18 protein-coding genes are annotated in these 17,782 nt (G+C 63.7%); 7 read left to right on the top strand and 11 right to left on the bottom strand.

The window, feature by feature from the left end; all coding sequences use genetic code 11:
- Window positions 1–540 precede the first annotated feature (540 nt).
- The 4 genes from ribB to twy1 form a co-directional block, all read right to left on the bottom strand.
- A complete protein-coding gene (gene ribB, locus Q0964_RS15070) occupies window positions 541–1,218 on the bottom strand; it encodes a 3,4-dihydroxy-2-butanone-4-phosphate synthase (RefSeq protein WP_299269140.1) in 678 nt (225 codons plus the stop codon).
- Complete coding sequence (locus Q0964_RS15065) at window positions 1,202–1,903, bottom strand: DUF120 domain-containing protein (protein WP_299269138.1); 702 nt, start codon at window positions 1,901–1,903, stop codon at window positions 1,202–1,204. Before Q0964_RS15065 ends, ribB begins: the two co-directional genes overlap by 17 nt.
- A gap of 143 nt (window positions 1,904–2,046) precedes the next feature.
- Entirely contained in the window at window positions 2,047–2,514 is a 468-nt protein-coding gene (locus Q0964_RS15060) for a type 1 glutamine amidotransferase family protein (RefSeq protein ID WP_299269136.1), read from the bottom strand.
- A 55-nt stretch (window positions 2,515–2,569) separates the two neighbouring features.
- Window positions 2,570–3,556 carry a 4-demethylwyosine synthase TYW1 gene (gene twy1 / locus Q0964_RS15055; RefSeq protein ID WP_299269134.1) on the bottom strand — a complete coding sequence of 329 codons (987 nt, stop codon included), beginning with the start codon at window positions 3,554–3,556 and terminating at the stop codon, window positions 2,570–2,572.
- Between the two features lie 184 nt (window positions 3,557–3,740).
- Here twy1 and Q0964_RS15050 point away from each other — a divergent pair, with 184 nt between their 5' ends.
- Together Q0964_RS15050 and Q0964_RS15045 are read left to right on the top strand one after the other, a co-directional pair.
- Window positions 3,741–4,283, top strand: a complete 543-nt coding sequence (locus Q0964_RS15050; protein WP_299269132.1) for an HTH domain-containing protein — start codon at window positions 3,741–3,743, stop codon at window positions 4,281–4,283.
- Between the two features lie 45 nt (window positions 4,284–4,328).
- Window positions 4,329–4,904 (top strand): HTH domain-containing protein, encoded by a 576-nt coding sequence (locus tag Q0964_RS15045; RefSeq protein WP_299269130.1) that lies wholly within the window; start codon window positions 4,329–4,331, stop codon window positions 4,902–4,904.
- Window positions 4,905–5,192: 288 nt separating this feature from the next.
- On the opposite strand, the gene Q0964_RS15040 is transcribed toward Q0964_RS15045, so the two are convergent.
- Window positions 5,193–6,245, bottom strand: coding sequence for a transposase (locus Q0964_RS15040; protein ID WP_299269129.1), 1,053 nt, complete (start codon window positions 6,243–6,245; stop codon window positions 5,193–5,195).
- Window positions 6,246–6,557: 312 nt separating this feature from the next.
- Here Q0964_RS15040 and Q0964_RS15035 point away from each other — a divergent pair, with 312 nt between their 5' ends.
- The 3 genes from Q0964_RS15035 (at window position 6,558) to argS (ending at window position 9,999) form a co-directional block, all read left to right on the top strand.
- On the top strand, window positions 6,558–7,010 hold the full coding sequence (locus tag Q0964_RS15035; RefSeq protein WP_299269127.1) for a hypothetical protein: 453 nt from the start codon (window positions 6,558–6,560) through the stop codon (window positions 7,008–7,010).
- Window positions 7,011–7,231: 221 nt separating this feature from the next.
- On the top strand, window positions 7,232–8,077 hold the full coding sequence (locus Q0964_RS15030; RefSeq protein ID WP_299269125.1) for a hypothetical protein: 846 nt from the start codon (window positions 7,232–7,234) through the stop codon (window positions 8,075–8,077).
- Between the two features lie 158 nt (window positions 8,078–8,235).
- Window positions 8,236–9,999, top strand: coding sequence for an arginine--tRNA ligase (gene argS / locus Q0964_RS15025; RefSeq protein ID WP_299269123.1), 1,764 nt, complete (start codon window positions 8,236–8,238; stop codon window positions 9,997–9,999).
- Here argS and Q0964_RS15020 read toward each other — a convergent pair whose 3' ends face one another.
- Window positions 10,000–10,122: a hypothetical protein gene (locus Q0964_RS15020; protein WP_299269121.1), complete on the bottom strand. Its 123-nt coding sequence runs from the start codon at window positions 10,120–10,122 to the stop codon at window positions 10,000–10,002.
- Window positions 10,123–10,209: 87 nt separating this feature from the next.
- Window positions 10,210–11,043 (bottom strand): MinD/ParA family ATP-binding protein, encoded by an 834-nt coding sequence (locus Q0964_RS15015; protein ID WP_299269119.1) that lies wholly within the window; start codon window positions 11,041–11,043, stop codon window positions 10,210–10,212.
- Between the two features lie 268 nt (window positions 11,044–11,311).
- On the opposite strand from Q0964_RS15015, the gene prf1 reads away from it, so the two are divergent.
- Window positions 11,312–12,565: a peptide chain release factor aRF-1 gene (gene prf1 / locus Q0964_RS15010; protein ID WP_299269117.1), complete on the top strand. Its 1,254-nt coding sequence runs from the start codon at window positions 11,312–11,314 to the stop codon at window positions 12,563–12,565.
- A 230-nt stretch (window positions 12,566–12,795) separates the two neighbouring features.
- Here the strand turns inward: prf1 and Q0964_RS15005 are convergent, their stop codons facing one another.
- Both Q0964_RS15005 and Q0964_RS15000 read right to left on the bottom strand, forming a co-directional pair.
- On the bottom strand, window positions 12,796–13,188 hold the full coding sequence (locus Q0964_RS15005) for a DUF6276 family protein (RefSeq protein ID WP_299269116.1): 393 nt from the start codon (window positions 13,186–13,188) through the stop codon (window positions 12,796–12,798).
- 206 nt (window positions 13,189–13,394) lie between these two features.
- Entirely contained in the window at window positions 13,395–14,108 is a 714-nt protein-coding gene (locus Q0964_RS15000) for a V-type ATP synthase subunit D (protein WP_299269115.1), read from the bottom strand.
- 147 nt (window positions 14,109–14,255) lie between these two features.
- On the opposite strand from Q0964_RS15000, the gene Q0964_RS14995 reads away from it, so the two are divergent.
- Entirely contained in the window at window positions 14,256–14,657 is a 402-nt protein-coding gene (locus Q0964_RS14995) for a hypothetical protein (RefSeq protein ID WP_299269114.1), read from the top strand.
- Here Q0964_RS14995 and Q0964_RS14990 read toward each other — a convergent pair.
- Window positions 14,602–16,020 carry an ATP synthase subunit B gene (locus tag Q0964_RS14990; protein WP_299269111.1) on the bottom strand — a complete coding sequence of 473 codons (1,419 nt, stop codon included), beginning with the start codon at window positions 16,018–16,020 and terminating at the stop codon, window positions 14,602–14,604. The two genes, Q0964_RS14995 and Q0964_RS14990, sit on opposite strands and share 56 nt — an antisense overlap.
- A complete protein-coding gene (locus tag Q0964_RS14985; protein WP_299269109.1) occupies window positions 16,020–17,780 on the bottom strand; it encodes an ATP synthase subunit A in 1,761 nt (586 codons plus the stop codon). The genes Q0964_RS14990 and Q0964_RS14985 overlap by 1 nt, the downstream gene beginning before the upstream one ends.
- Window positions 17,781–17,782 lie beyond the last annotated feature (2 nt).

The raw sequence follows: 17,782 nt of genomic DNA, 5'->3' as shown, positions 1-17,782 counted from the left end.
GGAGTTCACCGAGACGGTCTCCCTCGACGCTTCACGAGTGGATTCGCTCCGCGAACCGCGGGACGCAGACCAACCAGCCGGACGTCTCGCTACGAATTAACTGAAAAAACCGACCGGGTACCACCGACCCTGGACCGACGACGGTCAGGACCCGAACGCCTGCTTCGGCGATACCCCTGTCAGGACAACTCACTGGTCACACCACGTCATGAGTGTCAATGGTGGCGGGTACATTATCAGCGCCGACGACAAACACCGGCCGGGTCGTCACCGACGACGAGGACACGTTCACGACCCCCCGCAACCAGATGCCAGTCGGCGTCGCGGAGTGACCACCGCATGCACGTCTGCGCTGACTCTCTCCCGATGCAGCCCTGAGACGACGAACAACCGGGTCACCAGTGTGTGCAGGTTGTCGACCGCAGAGCGCTTCGACGAATTCTGTATCGCGGTTATTGGTTTATTACGCCCGCCACGACGGTCTTTCTCTCGAAACCGGGTGTAACACGCAGGACGGTTTCGCCGCGCGAAAATAGCGGTCTACTGGAGTCGGTCGATTATTTCGCTCCCCTCGACGTAGGGGATGTCGTTGCGCTCGCCGTACGAGCGGGCGGCCGACGGGGGCAGTGCCGCCCCAGTTTCGTCGTCGAGCATCTCGCAGACGACGACGGCCGGCGACTGGTTGGCGGCGGCGGCGAGCGCGACGCCCAACTCTGTGTGGCCGAGCCGGTCCGCCAGCAGGTCCGGCGCGGCGCGCAACAGGTGGACGTGGCCGGGTGCGCGGAACTCCTCGGCGAAGTCCGCTTCGGCAGGTTCGCTGGCGGCTCGGGCCAGTTCGGTGATGGTCAGGGCCCGGTCGTCGTCGGTGATGCCCGTGAACGTGTCGCGGTGATTCACCGTCAGTGAGAACGAGGAGCGTTCGTCGTAATCGAGATCGTGGTCGCCGGCGACGGGGTGGTCGATCACGTCCTGCAGGAAAGGAAGGTCGAAGGCGTCGGCCACCTCGTTGCTCAGCGCCGTACAAATTAGACCGCCGGCATCGTTGCGCATTCGGGTGACGGCCTCGGGTGTGACGCCGCTCGCTGGGTAGACCAGGTCGGTCTCCCCCTCGCGGTCGGCGGCGTCGTGGATCAGGACTGGCTCGCCGTCGCGGAAGGCTGCGAGCGCCGCATCGACGCCGGTTCTGGACTCAGTGTGCATCTTATCGCTCCGTGACATTGATCGTAACCTCGTCGTCGTCATCGAGTCCGAGCGCTTCGCGGAGTTTCTCCGGGGCGATCACTTCCAGTTGGTCCTCGTCGTGATGAGTCCGCTCGGGCGCGATGACGTGGGCCGGCTCGTAGATCGAGTCGCCGACCTCGACGCTCGCCGGATAACAGAAGGCCGGGCCGTAGGTGCGCTCGTCATCCTCCCAGCCTTCGATAGTGACTGGCTCCAGCGAGGCCATGCCAGCCCGAGCGCGGACGCTCTCTTCGGTGAGGTCGACGTTCAGTGTTCCCGCGAACGGTTCGTAGCCGAGCTTCTCGATGAACTGCTCCATGTAGCCCGGCAGCGAGATGTAGTGGCGACCCTCGCCCATCCCGCTGGTCACGAATCCCTGGAGTCCGATGGCCGCCTCGCGCTCGAAAATCCGCCGGTAGTCGGCGTACTCGCGACGCAGTGCCGACTCGCCTTCGCCGGTAATCTCGACCCACTGCCCGTCGTTGACCATCTCCCGCTCGACGTACTTGGCGTCGTCGAGCCGCTGGAGCCGCCGGGAGGCAGTCTGGTTCGACGCGTCGAGGTCGTCGGCCAGCGCCGAACACGACACCTTCTGCTGGCCCTCCAGAGCGCCCTCGATGGCCAGCAGCTTCAGCGTCGCCAACTCGTCGTATCCGACTGCCTCGTCCGTCGCCTGTGCCATACCAGCAGTTGGGCAGTCACAGGCATAAGCGTAACGAATATGGAATGCGTAACGACTTTGGAACGCGGAGAAACGCAAACGGTGTTTCCTGATAGAACGTTTGTGAGTAACGATGTAAAGGCGTTGTTTCGAGCGTCCCCGGGTCAGGCGAACCCGGCCAGTCCGAGCGCCGACCGGTACGCCACACTGCCGAACACCAGCACGGACCCGGCGGCAAAGAGGAGCGTGCTGACGCCGTGTGCGACCGCCGACAGCGCCGTCCGCACTCGTGACGGGCCGACCACCAGTGCTCTCGCTTCGCTCGATAGTGTGTACTCGCTACCCGCGACTGGAGCGGTCCTGGTGTGTACGTTCTCGCCCTCGAAGACGAACAGCCAGACGGCACTGGTCTCGGCCAGACTGTCGGCCCCGTGCACCGTCCACACGGCGTCGTTCGGCAGGTACGCGCCCACGTCGAGGCCGTGGCTCGCGGTGGCGCGCTCGCTCCCGTCGACGGTCCGCAGCGTCGTCGTCACGTCGGCACCCGCGTTCGCGGCGTTCCCGACCAGTTCGAACGGACCGAAGGCGTCCAGTTCGTCGCCCCCCTCGAACAGTAGGATGGTGCTGTTCACCGTCTCGTCTCGTGGCGGCGGCAGAGAAACCTCCCTCGGTCGAAACGACCCGCAGTCAGTCTCCGCTCACGACGTCTCGTTCCCAGAAGTCGCTGTCTTTCTGCAGCTTCGGCACCAGCGTGTTGCGGTCCTCGGCGAGTAAGGCGACCCTGGAGGCGGGCACCTGCTTGAGTACGTCGTGGGGCATGTGCTCCATCACCTCCTCGGCAAACTCGACGACGCGCTCGTGGTCGGGCATCGAGTCCCGGTCCAGCCGGCCCCGGGAGTGGCCGACGTGCATGTATGCTTTCAGTTCGACGAAGTCCGGGTCGGCCCGCTGGAACATCGCGGCGTACCAGCCAGGGTTGTGCATGTTCAGCCCCTGGATACAGGTCGTCCGCAACACGGTGCGGGTCTCGTTTTTTCCGGCAAGCACATCCAGCGTGTCGACCAACCGCTCCCAGGCGTCGTCTTCGACGGCTTTGACAGTTTTATCGAAGGTCGACCGGTCGGCGGCGTCAACGCTGACGTACAACTGTGTCGGGTCACACTCCGCGAGCACTTCGGGGCGGGTGCCGTTCGAGACCAGGAACGTAGTGATATCCCGCTCGTGAAAGGCCTCGATCAGTTCCGGCAGATAGGGGTAGAGCGTGGGTTCGCCGTCGAGAGAAATTGCCACGTGACGGGGCTCCATCGCCTCCTCGAACCGCTCGTCGGGCACCGCCCCGTTGCCGCCAAAGCCCGACAGGAGTTTGCTCTGGAGTTCGATGCTGGCGCCGACGACGGCTTCGGGGTCGTCCCACTCGACCTCGTCCATCTCGTACGCGTGTCCCTGGTGGTCCCGCCAGCAGAACACACACCGCTCGTTGCACTTCACGACCGGCGTCATCTGGATACATCTGTGGGATTCGATCCCGTAAAAAATATTCTTGTAACATTTCCCCTCCCCGCGGAGCGCGTTTTTCGTCCACCCACAGGTCTGTGCTGCGGTGTGGTTCTCACTGTGGTAGTCGGGGTCGGAAACCTGCTTGGGCCCCCCGCTTCCGGGCTCGGAGTCGCTCATCGTAAAATCCCGTTTTTCATCCGCGGATAAAAACACCCGGATGTCACGCTGCTTCGACTCTCTGTCTTTGTCTCCGTGTCTGTACCAAATCGCTACCAAACTGCAAAAACGTGGTAAAAGAACTCTCGCAGAGCCATGATTGTACTGGGAAAAGACTATTAGTGTTATATCACAAAGTACAGATATGGCAACCAACGTCGCAGGTGAACGCGGCGGCGAGCACGAAGAGACGGACCACAGCACCGACACCGAGGTCAAGACGGCTGTCGACCCCGACTGTACGGTCATGCTGCACCTGCGGGCGTCCGCGCCTGCGGCGGCGACCCGGCGACAACAGACCGTGTTGGACCGGCTCCGGTCGCTCGCGTCCGACGGTGTCGTCCCTGACCTTCGGGTCGAGCGCTGGAGCTCCCGGGTGACCGTTCCTTCGGGGGGTACCGACCGCGAACCGGGGCCAGTGGCGCTGTACGAGGAACTCGAGGCGGCCGCCGAGCGCGCGGACGCACGTCTCGAACCGTTCTTCGAGACCCGGAAGGCCGTCAGCGGCCTGCTCTCGACCGGGCCGTCCGCGGATCGTGTCATCGTGTTCCCGGTGGTCTGTCTGACCATCCACCGGGACGACGACGTGACCGGACTGTTCCCCTGCTGGAAAAACGGGGAGCACCACAGCGTCGAGGACGGCCTCGAAGCGCTCGTGACGAACCAGTGCGACCCTGAGAACCTCTGAACGCTCGGCCGAGTTGCCGGAGCGACTGACGAACGGTTGGAAACAATGACAGCACACAAATCCGACGTCGCGTCGAGTATCCCAGACGAACCGATGACGATGACGTTGCGACTCCGCTCGGGACCGTCTGTGGTCGCCGAGCGCCGACAGCGACGCATCGCCGAACGACTGGAAGCCGTCAGTACGGAGAGCGGAATCGAGGAACTGCGGACCGAACGCTGGAGCGACCGCGTCCGCGTCCCCGACACCGAGGGGAGTGCGGCCATGCCGGCCGTCACCCTCTACGAGGAACTGCGCGCCGCCGTCGACGAGGCCGGTGGCCGCCTCCACCCGTTCTTTCAGGAGCGGGAGGCCATGGAGACGCCCGTCGCCGGCGCGGAACCGACGGCCACCGACGGCGTGCGACCGGCCGAGTCGGCAACAGACGACGAGCGCGACATCGTGTTCCCGGTGATCTGCCTCACGACCCGACGGAGCGGCCGACTCACGGGCGTCTACCCCTGCTGGCTCGACGGCGACCACCACAGTGTCGAGGACGGCCTCGCACGCCTCGAAGCCGCGACGGACGACGGTCGAAACCCGGATGCGACGATGTCGGGTGCGGTCGAAAACCTCTGGTGACCAGTGTGGGCGTCCGGCCCGATAATCTCACCACATTGACCTCCTCCCACCCCTGAAGGGGTGGGATTCCCCGATGGGGATATTAGGGTTGCGCGTTTCCTCGGCGGCTCAAATATGCTTTCGCGTGGCCAGCGTCAACGGTCGCCGCCCAATTACTACCAAAGGCGTGCTTTTCAGCGCGTGGAGCCGGGTCAAAGCGGCCTTCCCACCTGCACGTGGCAGACGACCGCGAAGCGGCCGGCACGGTCTTCAGCGTGCTGGGCCGCACGGTTCGCGTCACCCGAAGTGTTACGCCGTACATGATTCACCCTCTCGTTGACTAATGTTCTCAGCCGCGTTCAAATCCGCATGCCGCACATACCCGCAACTCGAACACTCGAACTTGCTCCCATCACGACCAACAAGTTCACCACACTGGCTACACTCCTGACTCGTATGCTCAGGGTCTACTTTCTCGACGCGAATGCCTTCTTTCTCGGCTTTGTACGTGATGAACTGTTGCAGTTCGTAGAACGGCCACGAGTGAACACCGTTCCACTCGCTACCGTCACGGATGTTTTCGAGGTCTTCGAGTTTGATAATGGGGTTCTCAAACTGACTGGCGTATTCGACAAGACGTTTTGAGAGGGTGTGGTTCATGTCTTGGATGCGACGGTACTCCTTGTTACCTACGCGAGTTCGGGCGCGAAGCGCCCCAGTTTCCTGTAGGGAGTCACGCAGGGAACGGTGGTACCGCCGCACGAACTTGTGTTCCTTGCCACTCACAAGGAACGAGTCAGCACTCGCATCGTCTGGCGTAGCGGCGAGGATGTAGTTATGGCCAACATCAACACCGATGGGTGTTTCCTCGCCGTCTTGTTGCTCGTCGCATTCGACAGTGAACGAGCAATGCCAGTCGTCGCCTTCTCGCCACACGCTGAGTTTCGTCTTCTCAGCGTCACCATCGAGCAGGGCTTGCACAGGCTCTTCGATGCTGTCGTGGACGTGAATTGGTGTGTACCACCACTCACTGATGCAGGGGAACCCGATGACGACAGAATCGTTCTCAGTCGTGTGGATTTCCCAGTTTTGATTGTTGACCTCGATGGGTTGCTCGCCCGTGTACTCGATGGGTTCGTCGTCGTAGTCACCCTTCGCGTTACGGATGGCTTGGTTTTGGAGTGCTGAGTAGAGCGGGTTGTCGATGTCGCCAGTTGTCACGGTAGAGGAGAGCGAGCCGTCTTCCCAGCCGTCCACGAGCCATTGCTTGCACTTGCGGAGGATGTGGGTGGCTCGTTGCCACTCTCGACAGCGAGAACGGCTGGGATTGCGGAACGTGGTTTCCACGCTCACCTCAACCATTACACATGTAACGTATTGTTGTAGGCTGGTAAAAGCTGGTGGTTCAGCACGGTGGAATATCCAGCCGAGCGTCCGAGCGTGGTTTGATTCCCAGTTGTCGGCTTCATCCCACCCGTAAACGGGTGGGCTTTCGCCTCGAACTACTGTAACGAATCGAACGACCTGCGCCGCCGGTCCGTACTCCAGGCGGCCGGGGCGACGACGGGTCTGGGCGTCCAGGAACTGGCCTCTGACTGTCGCAACGACTGGGAGTCAGCGCCCGACGGGTATCCGCGGATCGATCTCAGGAACGGGGAGCGCCTCGCGGACTGGTTGCGGACCTACCGTGAGGACAACCCCGAGACGACGATGCGACTGGTCGGGCTGTTGATTGGCGTCCGGGTCCCAATCGCGGCGATGGACGACCTCGACGGTGACGTCTCGGTCGCGTCGGTGTCGCTGTTTGGCGGAGCCGTCGAACACGACGTGGTCTGTTCGGACAGTCGGCGGTACGACGCTGATGCGCTCGACCGGACGGCCGAGACGGTGTACAACTACCACTCGAACGGGGACAGCACGACCTGCTCACTGATTCCGTTGCTCTCGTTCGACGACCTCGTCGGCCGTGATGGCGTCGACTGTGCTGTGTCCTTCTCCGACGACTCCCCGCCGGAGAACTGGCAAGACGTGGACGCCTCCGACCGCACCGACGGACACTGCGACTACCAGACACCCGACGACGGAATCGTAGACCTGGTCGTCGAGGACTTCCGCTCACCGGACTGAGTGCCGGGATGACCGTCGACCCCGAGTTCCGGCCCCTCGGCGGCCGGGAAGCGGCGACCGCCGTCAACAGTCGCGCCACAGGACGACCGCGGAATTGCCGAACATTTTACGAACAAACAAATAAATAAAAGTAGCTGTGAGGTGTAAAGATACCTGCCATGGGGGATGAACGAAAGTCAGAGAGTAGCGGTACACGATTAACAGAGCTGAGCCGCCGGTCGGTGCTCAGTGCAACTGGCACGCTGGCCGGGACGGGTGTCGTGGGGGCCAGCGCTGTCCAACCGGCCAGTGCCGAGCCGACGCCGCTCGAACTCACGAACTGCGCGACCGTCTGGGAGAGCGCCCCGGAGGACTTTCCACAGGTCGACGTTCGCGAGTCCGAGCCAACGACACGGAACCTGCCGGAGAGCCCGGCGGAAGTGGTGTTTTACTTCGTCGGCTGGACCAGTGAAGGCCAGATCGGCGACGACCAGGCCTACACGCTCCAGCAGACGCTGCAGGCCAACGGCTACGACCACCCGGTGGTCACCGTCCAGTGGGAGGCCGAGACGCTCCTGTTCTCGACCGGTGAGGACAACGCCGACCGCGACGGCCGGCGACTCGCCGACTTTCTGCGAGGCTACCACGAGGACAACCCCGAGACGCTCATCAGGCTGGCGGGACTGTCGCTGGGCGGCCGACCGCCCCTCGCGACGCTCGACGACCTCGACGGTGACGTACCGGTCGAGACCGCGTCCCTGTTCGGGGCCTCCGTCGACGACGACGAGGTCTGTGACGACGCCAACGCGACGTTCTCGGCGTCGGCCATCGACGCGACCGCCGACCGGGTGTACAACTACCACTCCCGGGAGGACAACACGATCTGCGTGTTCTACGACCTCCAGACCTTCCGGAATGGGCTCGGCTGTAGCGGTATCGACTGTGGCTGGTCGCTGTTCGGTGACGACACGCCGGAGAGCTGGGTCGACGTCGACGTAACCGACGAGATCGAGAGTCACTGCAACTATCAGGTGCCCGAGGTTGGCGTCGGGGACCGCATCGCCGCCGACATCCAATCGAGCGACTGACCCGACGGGCCGGACGCCCGTGCCGACGAACGCGGGCCACCGTCGACCCCGCGCTCACTCGTGACACGACGGCCGCCACGTTTCTCCGTCCCTGCCGGTCGGGTCGCTGCCGACCACGACTCGTTACGCCTATACCTGGCGCTCGAAAACGGGTGGACATGTTCCTTGCCGCGCGCCGGGTAGTCGAAGACGCCGTCGAGAGCGCACTCGACGCGCTCGACCTCCCCGCCGACGACCTCGGGATCGAGGAGCCACCGGAAGACGTCGACGCCATCCTCGCCTCCAGCGTCGCGTTCCGACTGGCCGGCGAGGTCGGCGCTGCCCCGCCCGAGGTGGCTGCCGACCTCGCCGCGGAGATCGACCCAGCCGACTACGAGTACGTCGGCGACGTGACGACCCAGGGCCCGTATCTCAACTTCCTGCCCAGCAACGCCTACTTCGGGGCGACTCTCGAGGCCGCCCAAGACGACGAGTACGGCCGGCTCGACCCGAAGGACGTCTCGGTCGCCGTCGAACACACCAGTGCAAACCCGACCGGTCCGGTCCACGTCGGTCGGGCGCGCAATCCGATCATCGGCGACGCGCTGGCGAACGTCCTCGATTTCGCCGGGTACGACGTGGATCGCCACTACTACGTCAACGACGCCGGCCGACAGATGGCCGTGTTCACCTGGGCTTACGAGCGATTCGACGAGGACGAACTGCCAGAGCCCGAGCGGAACCGGGCCGAGTACGACATGGTCCGGTACTACCGGCGCGGCAACACCGTCCTCGAAGACGCACCGGAAGACGAGGTCGAACAGGCCGAGGCCGAGATCCAGTCGATCATGCAGGGGCTAGAGGACGGCGACGAGGCGACTTACGACCGTGTCAGCGAGGTCGTCGACACCGTTCTCGGTGGGATGCAGGAGTGTCTCGCGCGTCTGCCCGCCGACTTCGACGACTTCGTCAAGGAGACCCGCTTCATGCGTGACGGCTCGACCGACGACCTGGTCGACCGCTTGGAGGACCTCGAGGAAGCGGTCTACGACGACGAGGCCTGGCAGCTCGAACTCGACGACCACGGCATCGAGAAGAACCTCGTCTTCCTCCGCTCGGACGGCACCAGCCTCTACGCCACCCGGGACCTGGCCCACCACGAGTGGAAGTTCGAGAACTACGACCGCGCCGTGACCGTGCTGGGCGAGGATCACAAGCTTCAGGCCGAACAAGTCAGGACCACCCTCGAACTGCTCGGCCGCGACACCGAGCGACTCGACCAGGTTCTCTACTCCTACGTCAACCTCCCGGAGGGAAAGATGAGTACCAGAGACGGGACCGGGATCGACCTGGACGACCTGCTCGACGAGGCTATCGACCGCGCTCGCGAGGAAGTCGAAGACCGCCTCGACGGCCGGCTCCGGAACGACAACCTCGACGACGCGGACGTGGAGCGAATCGCCCACCAGGTCGGCATCGGCGCAGTTCGGTACGATATCGTCTCGAAACAGCCGGCCAAGGCCATCACCTTCGAGTGGGATCGGGCGCTGGACTTCGAGGCCCAGTCGGCCCCCTACGTCCAGTACGTCCACGCGCGTGCCTGTGGCATCCTCGGCGAAGCCCGCGAGGCCGGGCACGACGTGCCGGATGCCGGCGACCTGGACGCTGACCGACTCGACGTGCCGGAGGCGCGTCGACTGCTGGCGACCATCGCCCGGTTCCCGGCGGTGATCGAGGGAGCCGCCGAGGACCAGCACCCACACGTCGTGGCCACGTACACGCGGGAGTTCGCGGACGCGTTCAACGCGTTCTACCGGGAGTGTCCGGTACTCGACGCCGACGCGGACAAACGAGACGAGCGGCTGGCGCTGGTCGCCGCTGCGCGCCACACTGTGGGCAACGCGCTTGGTGTACTCGGTGTCGCCGCGCCCGAGTCGATGTAACTACACCGGGAACAGCATCGGGAGAATCGATCCCCCGGCGAACTGGATCGCCACGAGACCGAGACCGAGCGCCAACAACAGGAAAATCAGCACCCAACTCAGCCGGATCGAATCGTCTGCCATACCGGGACGTGACAGGAGTGACGATTTAGATGTACCGCTTCGAAAAAACGGACGAGCCGTCCTGACGGGGACGACGGGGCCGAACGGTCAGTTGAACAGCCCGAACACGCCTTCCTCGTCGTCCTCGTCGTCCTCGTCGTCGTCGCCGTCGTCTGCTGCTTCGCCGTCCGTGTCGGGTGTCGAACTCGGCTCGAACTCCTGTTCGGGCGTGACGCCACCCTCGGTGTTCGCCTCGTATATCTCTTCGAGCGTGGAGGCCAGCCGGCGGTAGGCCTCGGCTGCGTAGCTGTCCGGGTCGTTGATGATGAGCGGTTCTTTCCGAGTGGCGTCCTGGTCCTCGGGAACGACCGCCAGCATCTCCATGTCGAGTTTGTCGGCGACCTCCGAGACGTTCGTGTCGTCATCGGCCCGCGTCAGCACCGCGCCGACGACGTCGCCGTCGATTCGCTCGGCCAACTGCGCGGTCTTGATCGTGTCGCCGATGGCGACCTCGTCCGCGGTAGTGACGAGCAAGACACCGTCGGCCAGCCCCAGCGGGACGGTCGTCTCGTGGCTCAACCCGGCCCCGGTGTCGATGAGGACGATCTCGTACGCGGTCGAGAGTGCCTTGACCACTTTCCGGAGCTTCGCGGGGTCGGCGTCGGCGAAGGCCTCCAGGTTGCGCTCACCGGGGACCACGGTGATTCCGCCCGGTCCCTCGATGATGGCGTCGCTGACGGCGGCCTTCCCGGCGAGTACCTGATGGAGGCTCGGTTGATGATCCACGGCGAGCATCGCCCCCAGGTTCGCCATTCCTAAATCGGCGTCGACCACGACGACATCGTGGCCGGCGTCCTGGAGCGACACGGCGACGTTGATCGCCGTCGTGGTCTTCCCGACGCCGCCCTTCCCGCCTGCGATTGTGTAGACGTATCCCGTCATACTTCTTGTTAACCTTGTACAGACAAGGGAAACATATAAACCCGTGCGTCCGCCGGGCTGTGGCCCTCGCCTAGTCTGCTCCCCGCCCGGAACAACGGAACCGCCGCCACCGACACCCGGACGTCTGCTAAGTAAACACATGCCCGCAATGATTGAAAAGCGCCACGGTCCGTTTCAGTACGTGATCATATGAAGGTATGTGGTAGAGCCATAGACAACGGCGCCCCGGTCAACAGTTACTTACCGCCCATTCGGCTATACAGGAGTAATGAGTAGCCCCGAGCAGGATCAGACGGACAAACAAAAATACGAGTTCACGAAGGTCATCGAGGACCTGCGGGAGTACGAGGGTTCGGGGACCCAGTTGGTCACCATCTACATCCCCGACGACCGTCAGGTCAGCTCCGTCGTCAAGCACGTCACCCAGGAGCACAGCGAAGCCTCCAACATCAAGTCCAAGCAGACCCGGACGGCCGTGCAGGACGCGCTGACCTCGATCAAGGACCGCCTGCGCTACTACGACACGTATCCACCGGAGAACGGGATGGTCATTTTTTCCGGCGCTATCGACGCCGGCGGCGGCCGCACCGACATGGTCACCAAGGTGCTGGAGTCGCCTCCACAACCCATCGAATCGTTCCGCTACCACTGCGATTCGGATTTCCTCACCGAACCACTGGAGGAGATGCTCGGCGACAAGGGTCTGTTCGGCCTCGTCGTGTTGGACCGCCGCGAGGCAAACGTCGGCTGGCTCAAGGGCAAACGCGTCGAACCGGTCAAATCCGCCTCGTCGCTGGTCCCCGGGAAACAACGCAAAGGTGGCCAATCCGCACAGCGCTTTGCCCGCCTGCGTCTGGAAGCCATCGACAACTTCTATCAGGAAGTCGCCGGAATGGCCGACGACCTGTTCGTCGACCAGCGCCACGAGATGGACGGTATCCTCGTGGGCGGTCCCTCCCCGACCAAAGACGAGTTCCTCGACGGCGACTACCTCCACCACGAACTCGGAGACATGGTGCTCGGGAAGTTCGACGTGTCCTACACCGACGAGTCCGGCCTCTACGACCTGGTCGACGCCGCCCAGGACATCCTCGACGAACACGAGGTGATGCAGGACAAATCGGAGATGGAGGAGTTTTTCAAACAACTTCACGACGGCAATCTGGCCACGTACGGGTTCGAGGCGACCCGCGAGAACCTGTTCATGGGCGCGGTCGACCGTCTGCTCATCTCCGAGGACATGCGCCAGGACGTAATCTCCTACGAGTGTCCGAACGGTCACGAGGAACGCGAGATTCTCGACCGCCGCGAGGACACCCCCGACCACGACTGCTCGCGCTGTGGCGAGACCGTCGACGCCGACGACGCCGAACGCGAGGACATTATCGACCACCTCATGGGAATCGCCGAGCAACGGGGCACCGAGACGAAGTTCATCTCCACCGACTTCGAGAAGGGTGAACAACTCCTGAACGCCTTCGGCGGCGTTGCTGGCCTCCTCCGGTACGATACCGGCGTCTGATTTTGCGACCGAACCTCGCTGCCTGCACTCACGTCCGGTCACGCCACAGACCTCGGGCCGGCCGTCGCGAGGCCGGAACCGCGGACGTCTCGAAGTGTGATAACCGAACGGAGCGCGTCTCCCTCGGAATCCGACCGACCCGACGGCGAGCATTAGCGAACTCGACCGAGTTCGAGCCACGGTGTACCACCGGCAGCCTCGTCCCGATGTCGGGCGGCGTTCGCCCGTTTTCAGTCCAGTAACTGCTCCAGTTGCTGTCGCCGCCCCTGCAGGTCGACGCGGCTGTCGACACTCCCCGTCGCCGCGAGTCGATCCAGCACCAGCAACGGGTCCGTCCCGGACTCTTCGACGGCCGCGAACAGTTCCGCGATCTCAGACCGGTTGAGCGCCAGCGAACTCAGCAGTCCGAGCGCGATGGCCATTGGAACCGCGGCCTCCCCTTCGGGAAACGGGTCACCGACCTCCCCGAAATTCGGGACCGTCGACGGCGGGTCCGGGTCCGGTTCCAGCACGAGACAGGTCGGGCAGATCGCTGCTCCCGGCGAGTCCTCCGGAAGATGTGGTTGCCACTCGTCGGCCACAGGGAACCGTAACAGCGGCGTCTGGCAGTGTGGGCAGTTCATATCGGCAAAAGGACCGGCCACCTGAAAAGAGTATCCCGACCGTCGGTGATTCACGGCTTCGTCGCTCGCCCGTCCGGCAACGTTCACACCGGACGACCCCCGTTCCCCCTCGTCAGAGCAACCGTCCGCTCCGCCGGTGGCGCGGTGGGCCGACTGTCAGCGGGACCGCGGGTTCCGTCTCGCTGGAACTCCGCTCACGGCTCCCGCTAGTCGTCCGCTGGAACCGTCTCGGTTTCCTCGGTTTCCTCGGCTTCCTCGGCTTCTTCCTCGGCGGCTTCGCGTTCGGCCTTCTCCTCTTCTTCCTTTTTCGCCTTGATTTTCTTCATCCGAAAGATCTCCTCTCGCTCCTGTTCTTCGAGTTTCTGCTCGATGTACTCCTGGTTGGACTTGAGTTCGGGCAGGAGTTTGAATTCCAGGGCGTTGACGCGGCGCTTGGTGGTCTCGATCTCGTCGAGCATCTTCTTCATCGCCGTCTCGACCTCCGCCGCGAGGATGATCGTCTCTAGCAGTTCCTCGTACGCCTCGGCGGCCTCGTCGATTCGCGCGCTGGTGCCCAGCACGCCGTAGCCCCGCTCGTCGAGGCTCTTTCTGACCTTCGAGGACTCGATCTGAGGGACGACCACGCCCATGATGTTTTTCGACTCGGTGGTGAGTTCGGGGTGCTCTTTGAGTGCGGCGGCCGCACCACGCACCGCCACGTCACCCTCCATCGCGCGGGCCATGTTGAGTTTCCGCTGGGCGTCGTCGTAGTTCTCGTTGAGGTCCGACCGGACGTCCTGTGCCTGGTCCAGGATGTCCATGAACTCCATGATGAGGCCGTCGCGTTTTTTCTCCAGCGTGTCGTGGCCCCGCTCGGAGAGTTCGATCCGGTCCTCGATCGCCATGAGGTTTTTCCGGGTCGGTTTGACGTCCTTAGCCATTGACCGATTGTTACCGGCCCAGGCGGTTAACTCTTTACAGAACCGTCGATGCGACCGTCTCACCCCGCCACGAGCCATCCCTGCGATATTCTCACAGTGTGAGAAGTACGCCAACTTTAGATGAGCTACCGACAGAAACACGAACATATGGACATCAAACGGGGTGACGTGACCGGAATCGTCGTCGTCGGCCTCCTCGCCGTCACACCGGTGTTGACCGTCGCCGGGGTCACTGCTTTCGGCTACCTCGTGGCGGGGAACTTCGGCGGCGACGGCCTCTCGACCGGCATCCTCTCGCTCGGTATCTTCGCCGCCGGCGTGTTCTCGGTCGGCGTTTTCCCCATCGCTATCTCCTCGCTCGGCATCTACGCTGGCGGTGCCTACGCCATCACGCAGTACCGCGCCCGTCCCGCCGAGGACGACTCCGGGTCGTCGGAGCCGTGGCGACCGCTCTCCGGCAGACTCCGAACGGAAACGAAAGGAAACAACGGCGTTACTCCTCGGCTTCGATGGCTTCGGTCTCCTCCTCGACGTAGTTCTGCTCGATGAGTTCCTCGTCGATACGGTTGAGCTCTTCCTTGGGGAGCTGCGAGAGCAGTTCCCAGCCCAGGTCGAGGGTCTCGTCGATGGAGCGGTTGGTCCGGAAGCCCTGCTGGACGAACGCCGTCTCGAAGTCGTCCGCGAAGTCGAGATACTTGTTGTCACGTTCGCTCAGCGCCTCGCGACCGACGATGTTCACCAGGTCACGGAGGTCCTCACCTTCCGCGTACGCCGCGTACATCTGGTCGGACACGTCGGCGTGGTCGGCCCGCGTGAGCCCCTCACCGATCCCGTCGTCCATCAGCCGCGAGAGGCTCGGCAGGACGTAGATCGGCGGCTCGATACCCTGACTGTTCAGGTCACGGTCGACGTAGATCTGCCCCTCCGTGATGTAGCCCGTCAGGTCCGGGATCGGGTGGGTGTCGTCGTCGCCGGGCATCGTCAGGATCGGAATCTGCGTGACAGAGCCCTCCTCGCCCTCGATACGACCGGCCCGCTCGTAGAGCTGGGCCAGGTCGGTGTACATGTACCCGGGGTAGCCACGGCGGCCCGGGACCTCCTCCCGTGCGGCACCGATCTCGCGCAGTGCCTCACAGTAGTTGGTCATGTCCGTCAGGATGACCAGCACGTGGTAATCCTTCTCGAAGGCGAGGTACTCGGCGGTCGTGAGCGCCAGCCGCGGCGTGACCGTCCGCTCGACCGCGGGGTCGTCCGCGAGGTTCATGAAGACGACCGAGCGTTCCAGCGCACCGGTGCGCTCGAAGTCGTCCATGAACTCGTTTGCCTCCTCTTGTGTGATTCCCATCGCGCCGAAGATCACTGCGAACTCGCTCCCGTCGCCGTCCTCGCCCGCCTCTTCCTCCGGCACGGTCGCCTGTCGGGCGATCTGGAGTGCGAGGTCACTGTGAGGCAGCCCCGATCCGGAGAAGATCGGGAGCTTCTGGCCCCGGACCAGCGTGTTCATGCCGTCGATGGCGGACACACCGGTCTGAATGAACTCCTCGGGGTACTCCCGGGAGTAGGGGTTGATCGCTTCCCCGACGATGGGGCGTTCTTCGTCCGGTTCGATTTCGGGGCCGCCGTCGATTGGCTCACCGGTCCCCGAGAGGACGCGTCCGAGCAGGTCTTCGGTGAGTTTCATCTGCATGGTGCCGCCGAGGAACCGGACCGACGAACTGCGGTCGATCCCTTCGGTTCCCTCGAACACCTGGATTGCGACGTAGTCACTCGTCGATTCGAGCACCTGGCCGCGACGGGTGTCGCCGTCCGGGGTCTCGATCTCGACGATCTCGTCGTACCCGACGGGCTCGTCTACCTCGGCGTACACCAGTGGACCGCTGATTTCCGTGATGGTCTGGTATTCTTTCTGCATTAGTAGAGCTCCCCGATTTGCTCGGCAATCTCGTCTTCCAGTTCCTCGACGTAGTCTTCCCACTCGTCTTGAACGCCGACGCGATTGAGCTGCGGGATGGCGTCGACGGCCGTAATCTCCTCGACCGGCACGCCAGCTTCGAGCGCCTCGAAGGCCTCGTCGTTGAAGCTCTTGATGGCGCCGAGCAGCGAGTACGTCTTCTCCGGCTCGCAGTAGGTGTCGGTCGGGTGGAACGCGTCCTGCTGGAGCCAGGCCTCACGCAGATAGCGTGCGACTTCCAGCGTGAGCTGCTGGTCTTCCGGCAGTGCGTCCTTGCCGACGAGCTGGACGATCTCTTGGAGTTCGTCCTCCTCGTCCAGTGTGTCGATGGCCCACTGTCGCTGCTCGGACCAGTCGGCTGCGACGTTGTCCTCGAACCACGGGTCGAGTTGGTCCCGATACAGCGAGTAGGACTCGTTCCAGTTGATCGCCGGGAAGTGCCGGCGCTCGGCGAGGTCGGCATCTAGCGCCCAGAACGTCTTGACGATACGCAGCGTGTTCTGGGTCACCGGTTCCGAGAAGTCCCCGCCCGGCGGCGAGACGGCGCCGATGACCGAGACCGAACCCTCGGTACCGTTGATGTTCTGGAAGTAGCCGGCTCGCTCGTAGAACTCCGAGAGGCGCGCGGCGAGGTAGGCCGGGTAGCCTTCCTCACCGGGCATCTCCTCCAGCCGCGAGGAGATTTCCCGCATGGCCTCTGCCCACCGCGAAGTGGAGTCGGCCATCAGCGCCACGTCGTAGCCCATGTCACGGAAGTACTCCGCGATGGTGATGCCCGTGTACACGCAGGACTCACGGGCTGCGACGGGCATGTTCGAGGTGTTCGCGATGAGACACGTCCGGTCCATCAGTGCGTTCCCGGTCGTCGGGTCCTCGAGCTCCGGGAAGTCCTCGATCACTTCCGTCATCTCGTTGCCGCGCTCGCCACAGCCGACGTAGACGACGATGTCGGCGTCGGCCCACTTGGCGAGTTGGTGCTGGGTGACGGTCTTCCCGGACCCGAATGGGCCGGGAATCGCCGCCGTCCCACCCTTCGCGAGCGGGAACAGACCGTCGAGAATCCGCTGGCCACTGACCAGCGGCGTGTCCGGCGTCTGCTTCTCGTCGGCGGGGCGCTGGGAGCGGACGGGCCACTCCTGGCGCATCTTGATTTCCTCGCCGCTGTCGAGTTCGACGACGGTGTCTTCGACGGTGTAGTCGCCGGAGTTCACGTCGACGACTTCGCCGCCCTCGGAGTCGGGCGGCACCATCACCTTGTGGTCGATGCTGGGCGTCTCGGGAACGATACCAACCACGTCGTTCGGGCTGACGTCGTCGCCTTCGGTGACCTCTGGGTTGAATTCCCAGGTCTTCTCCAGGTCAATTCCCGGTGCGTCGACACCGCGGTCGAGAAAGGCACTGCCCATCTTCTCTTCGAGCACGTCCAGGGGCCGCTGGACGCCGTCGTAGATGGCGTCGAGCATACCCGGTCCGAGGTCGACACTGAGCGGTGCACCCGTCGATTCGACGGGCTCGCCCGGGGAGACCGCTGAGGTCTCCTCGTACACCTGAATGGTGGTGATGTTGCCCTCGATTTCGATCACTTCGCCCATCAGTCCCTCGTGACCGACGTAGACCACGTCGTTCATCTTCGCGTCGAGGTCTATCGCCGTCACGACGGGACCGCTTACGCTCTCGATCTGTCCGTCTTCACGGACGTCAGATTCTCTTGCTTGACTCATTC

Source organism: Halorientalis sp., assembly GCF_028275115.1.
GTDB lineage: Archaea > Halobacteriota > Halobacteria > Halobacteriales > Haloarculaceae > Halorientalis.
The sequence above is the reverse complement of the archived record's forward strand: the minus strand, read 5'-3'. Positions and strand labels throughout refer to the sequence as shown.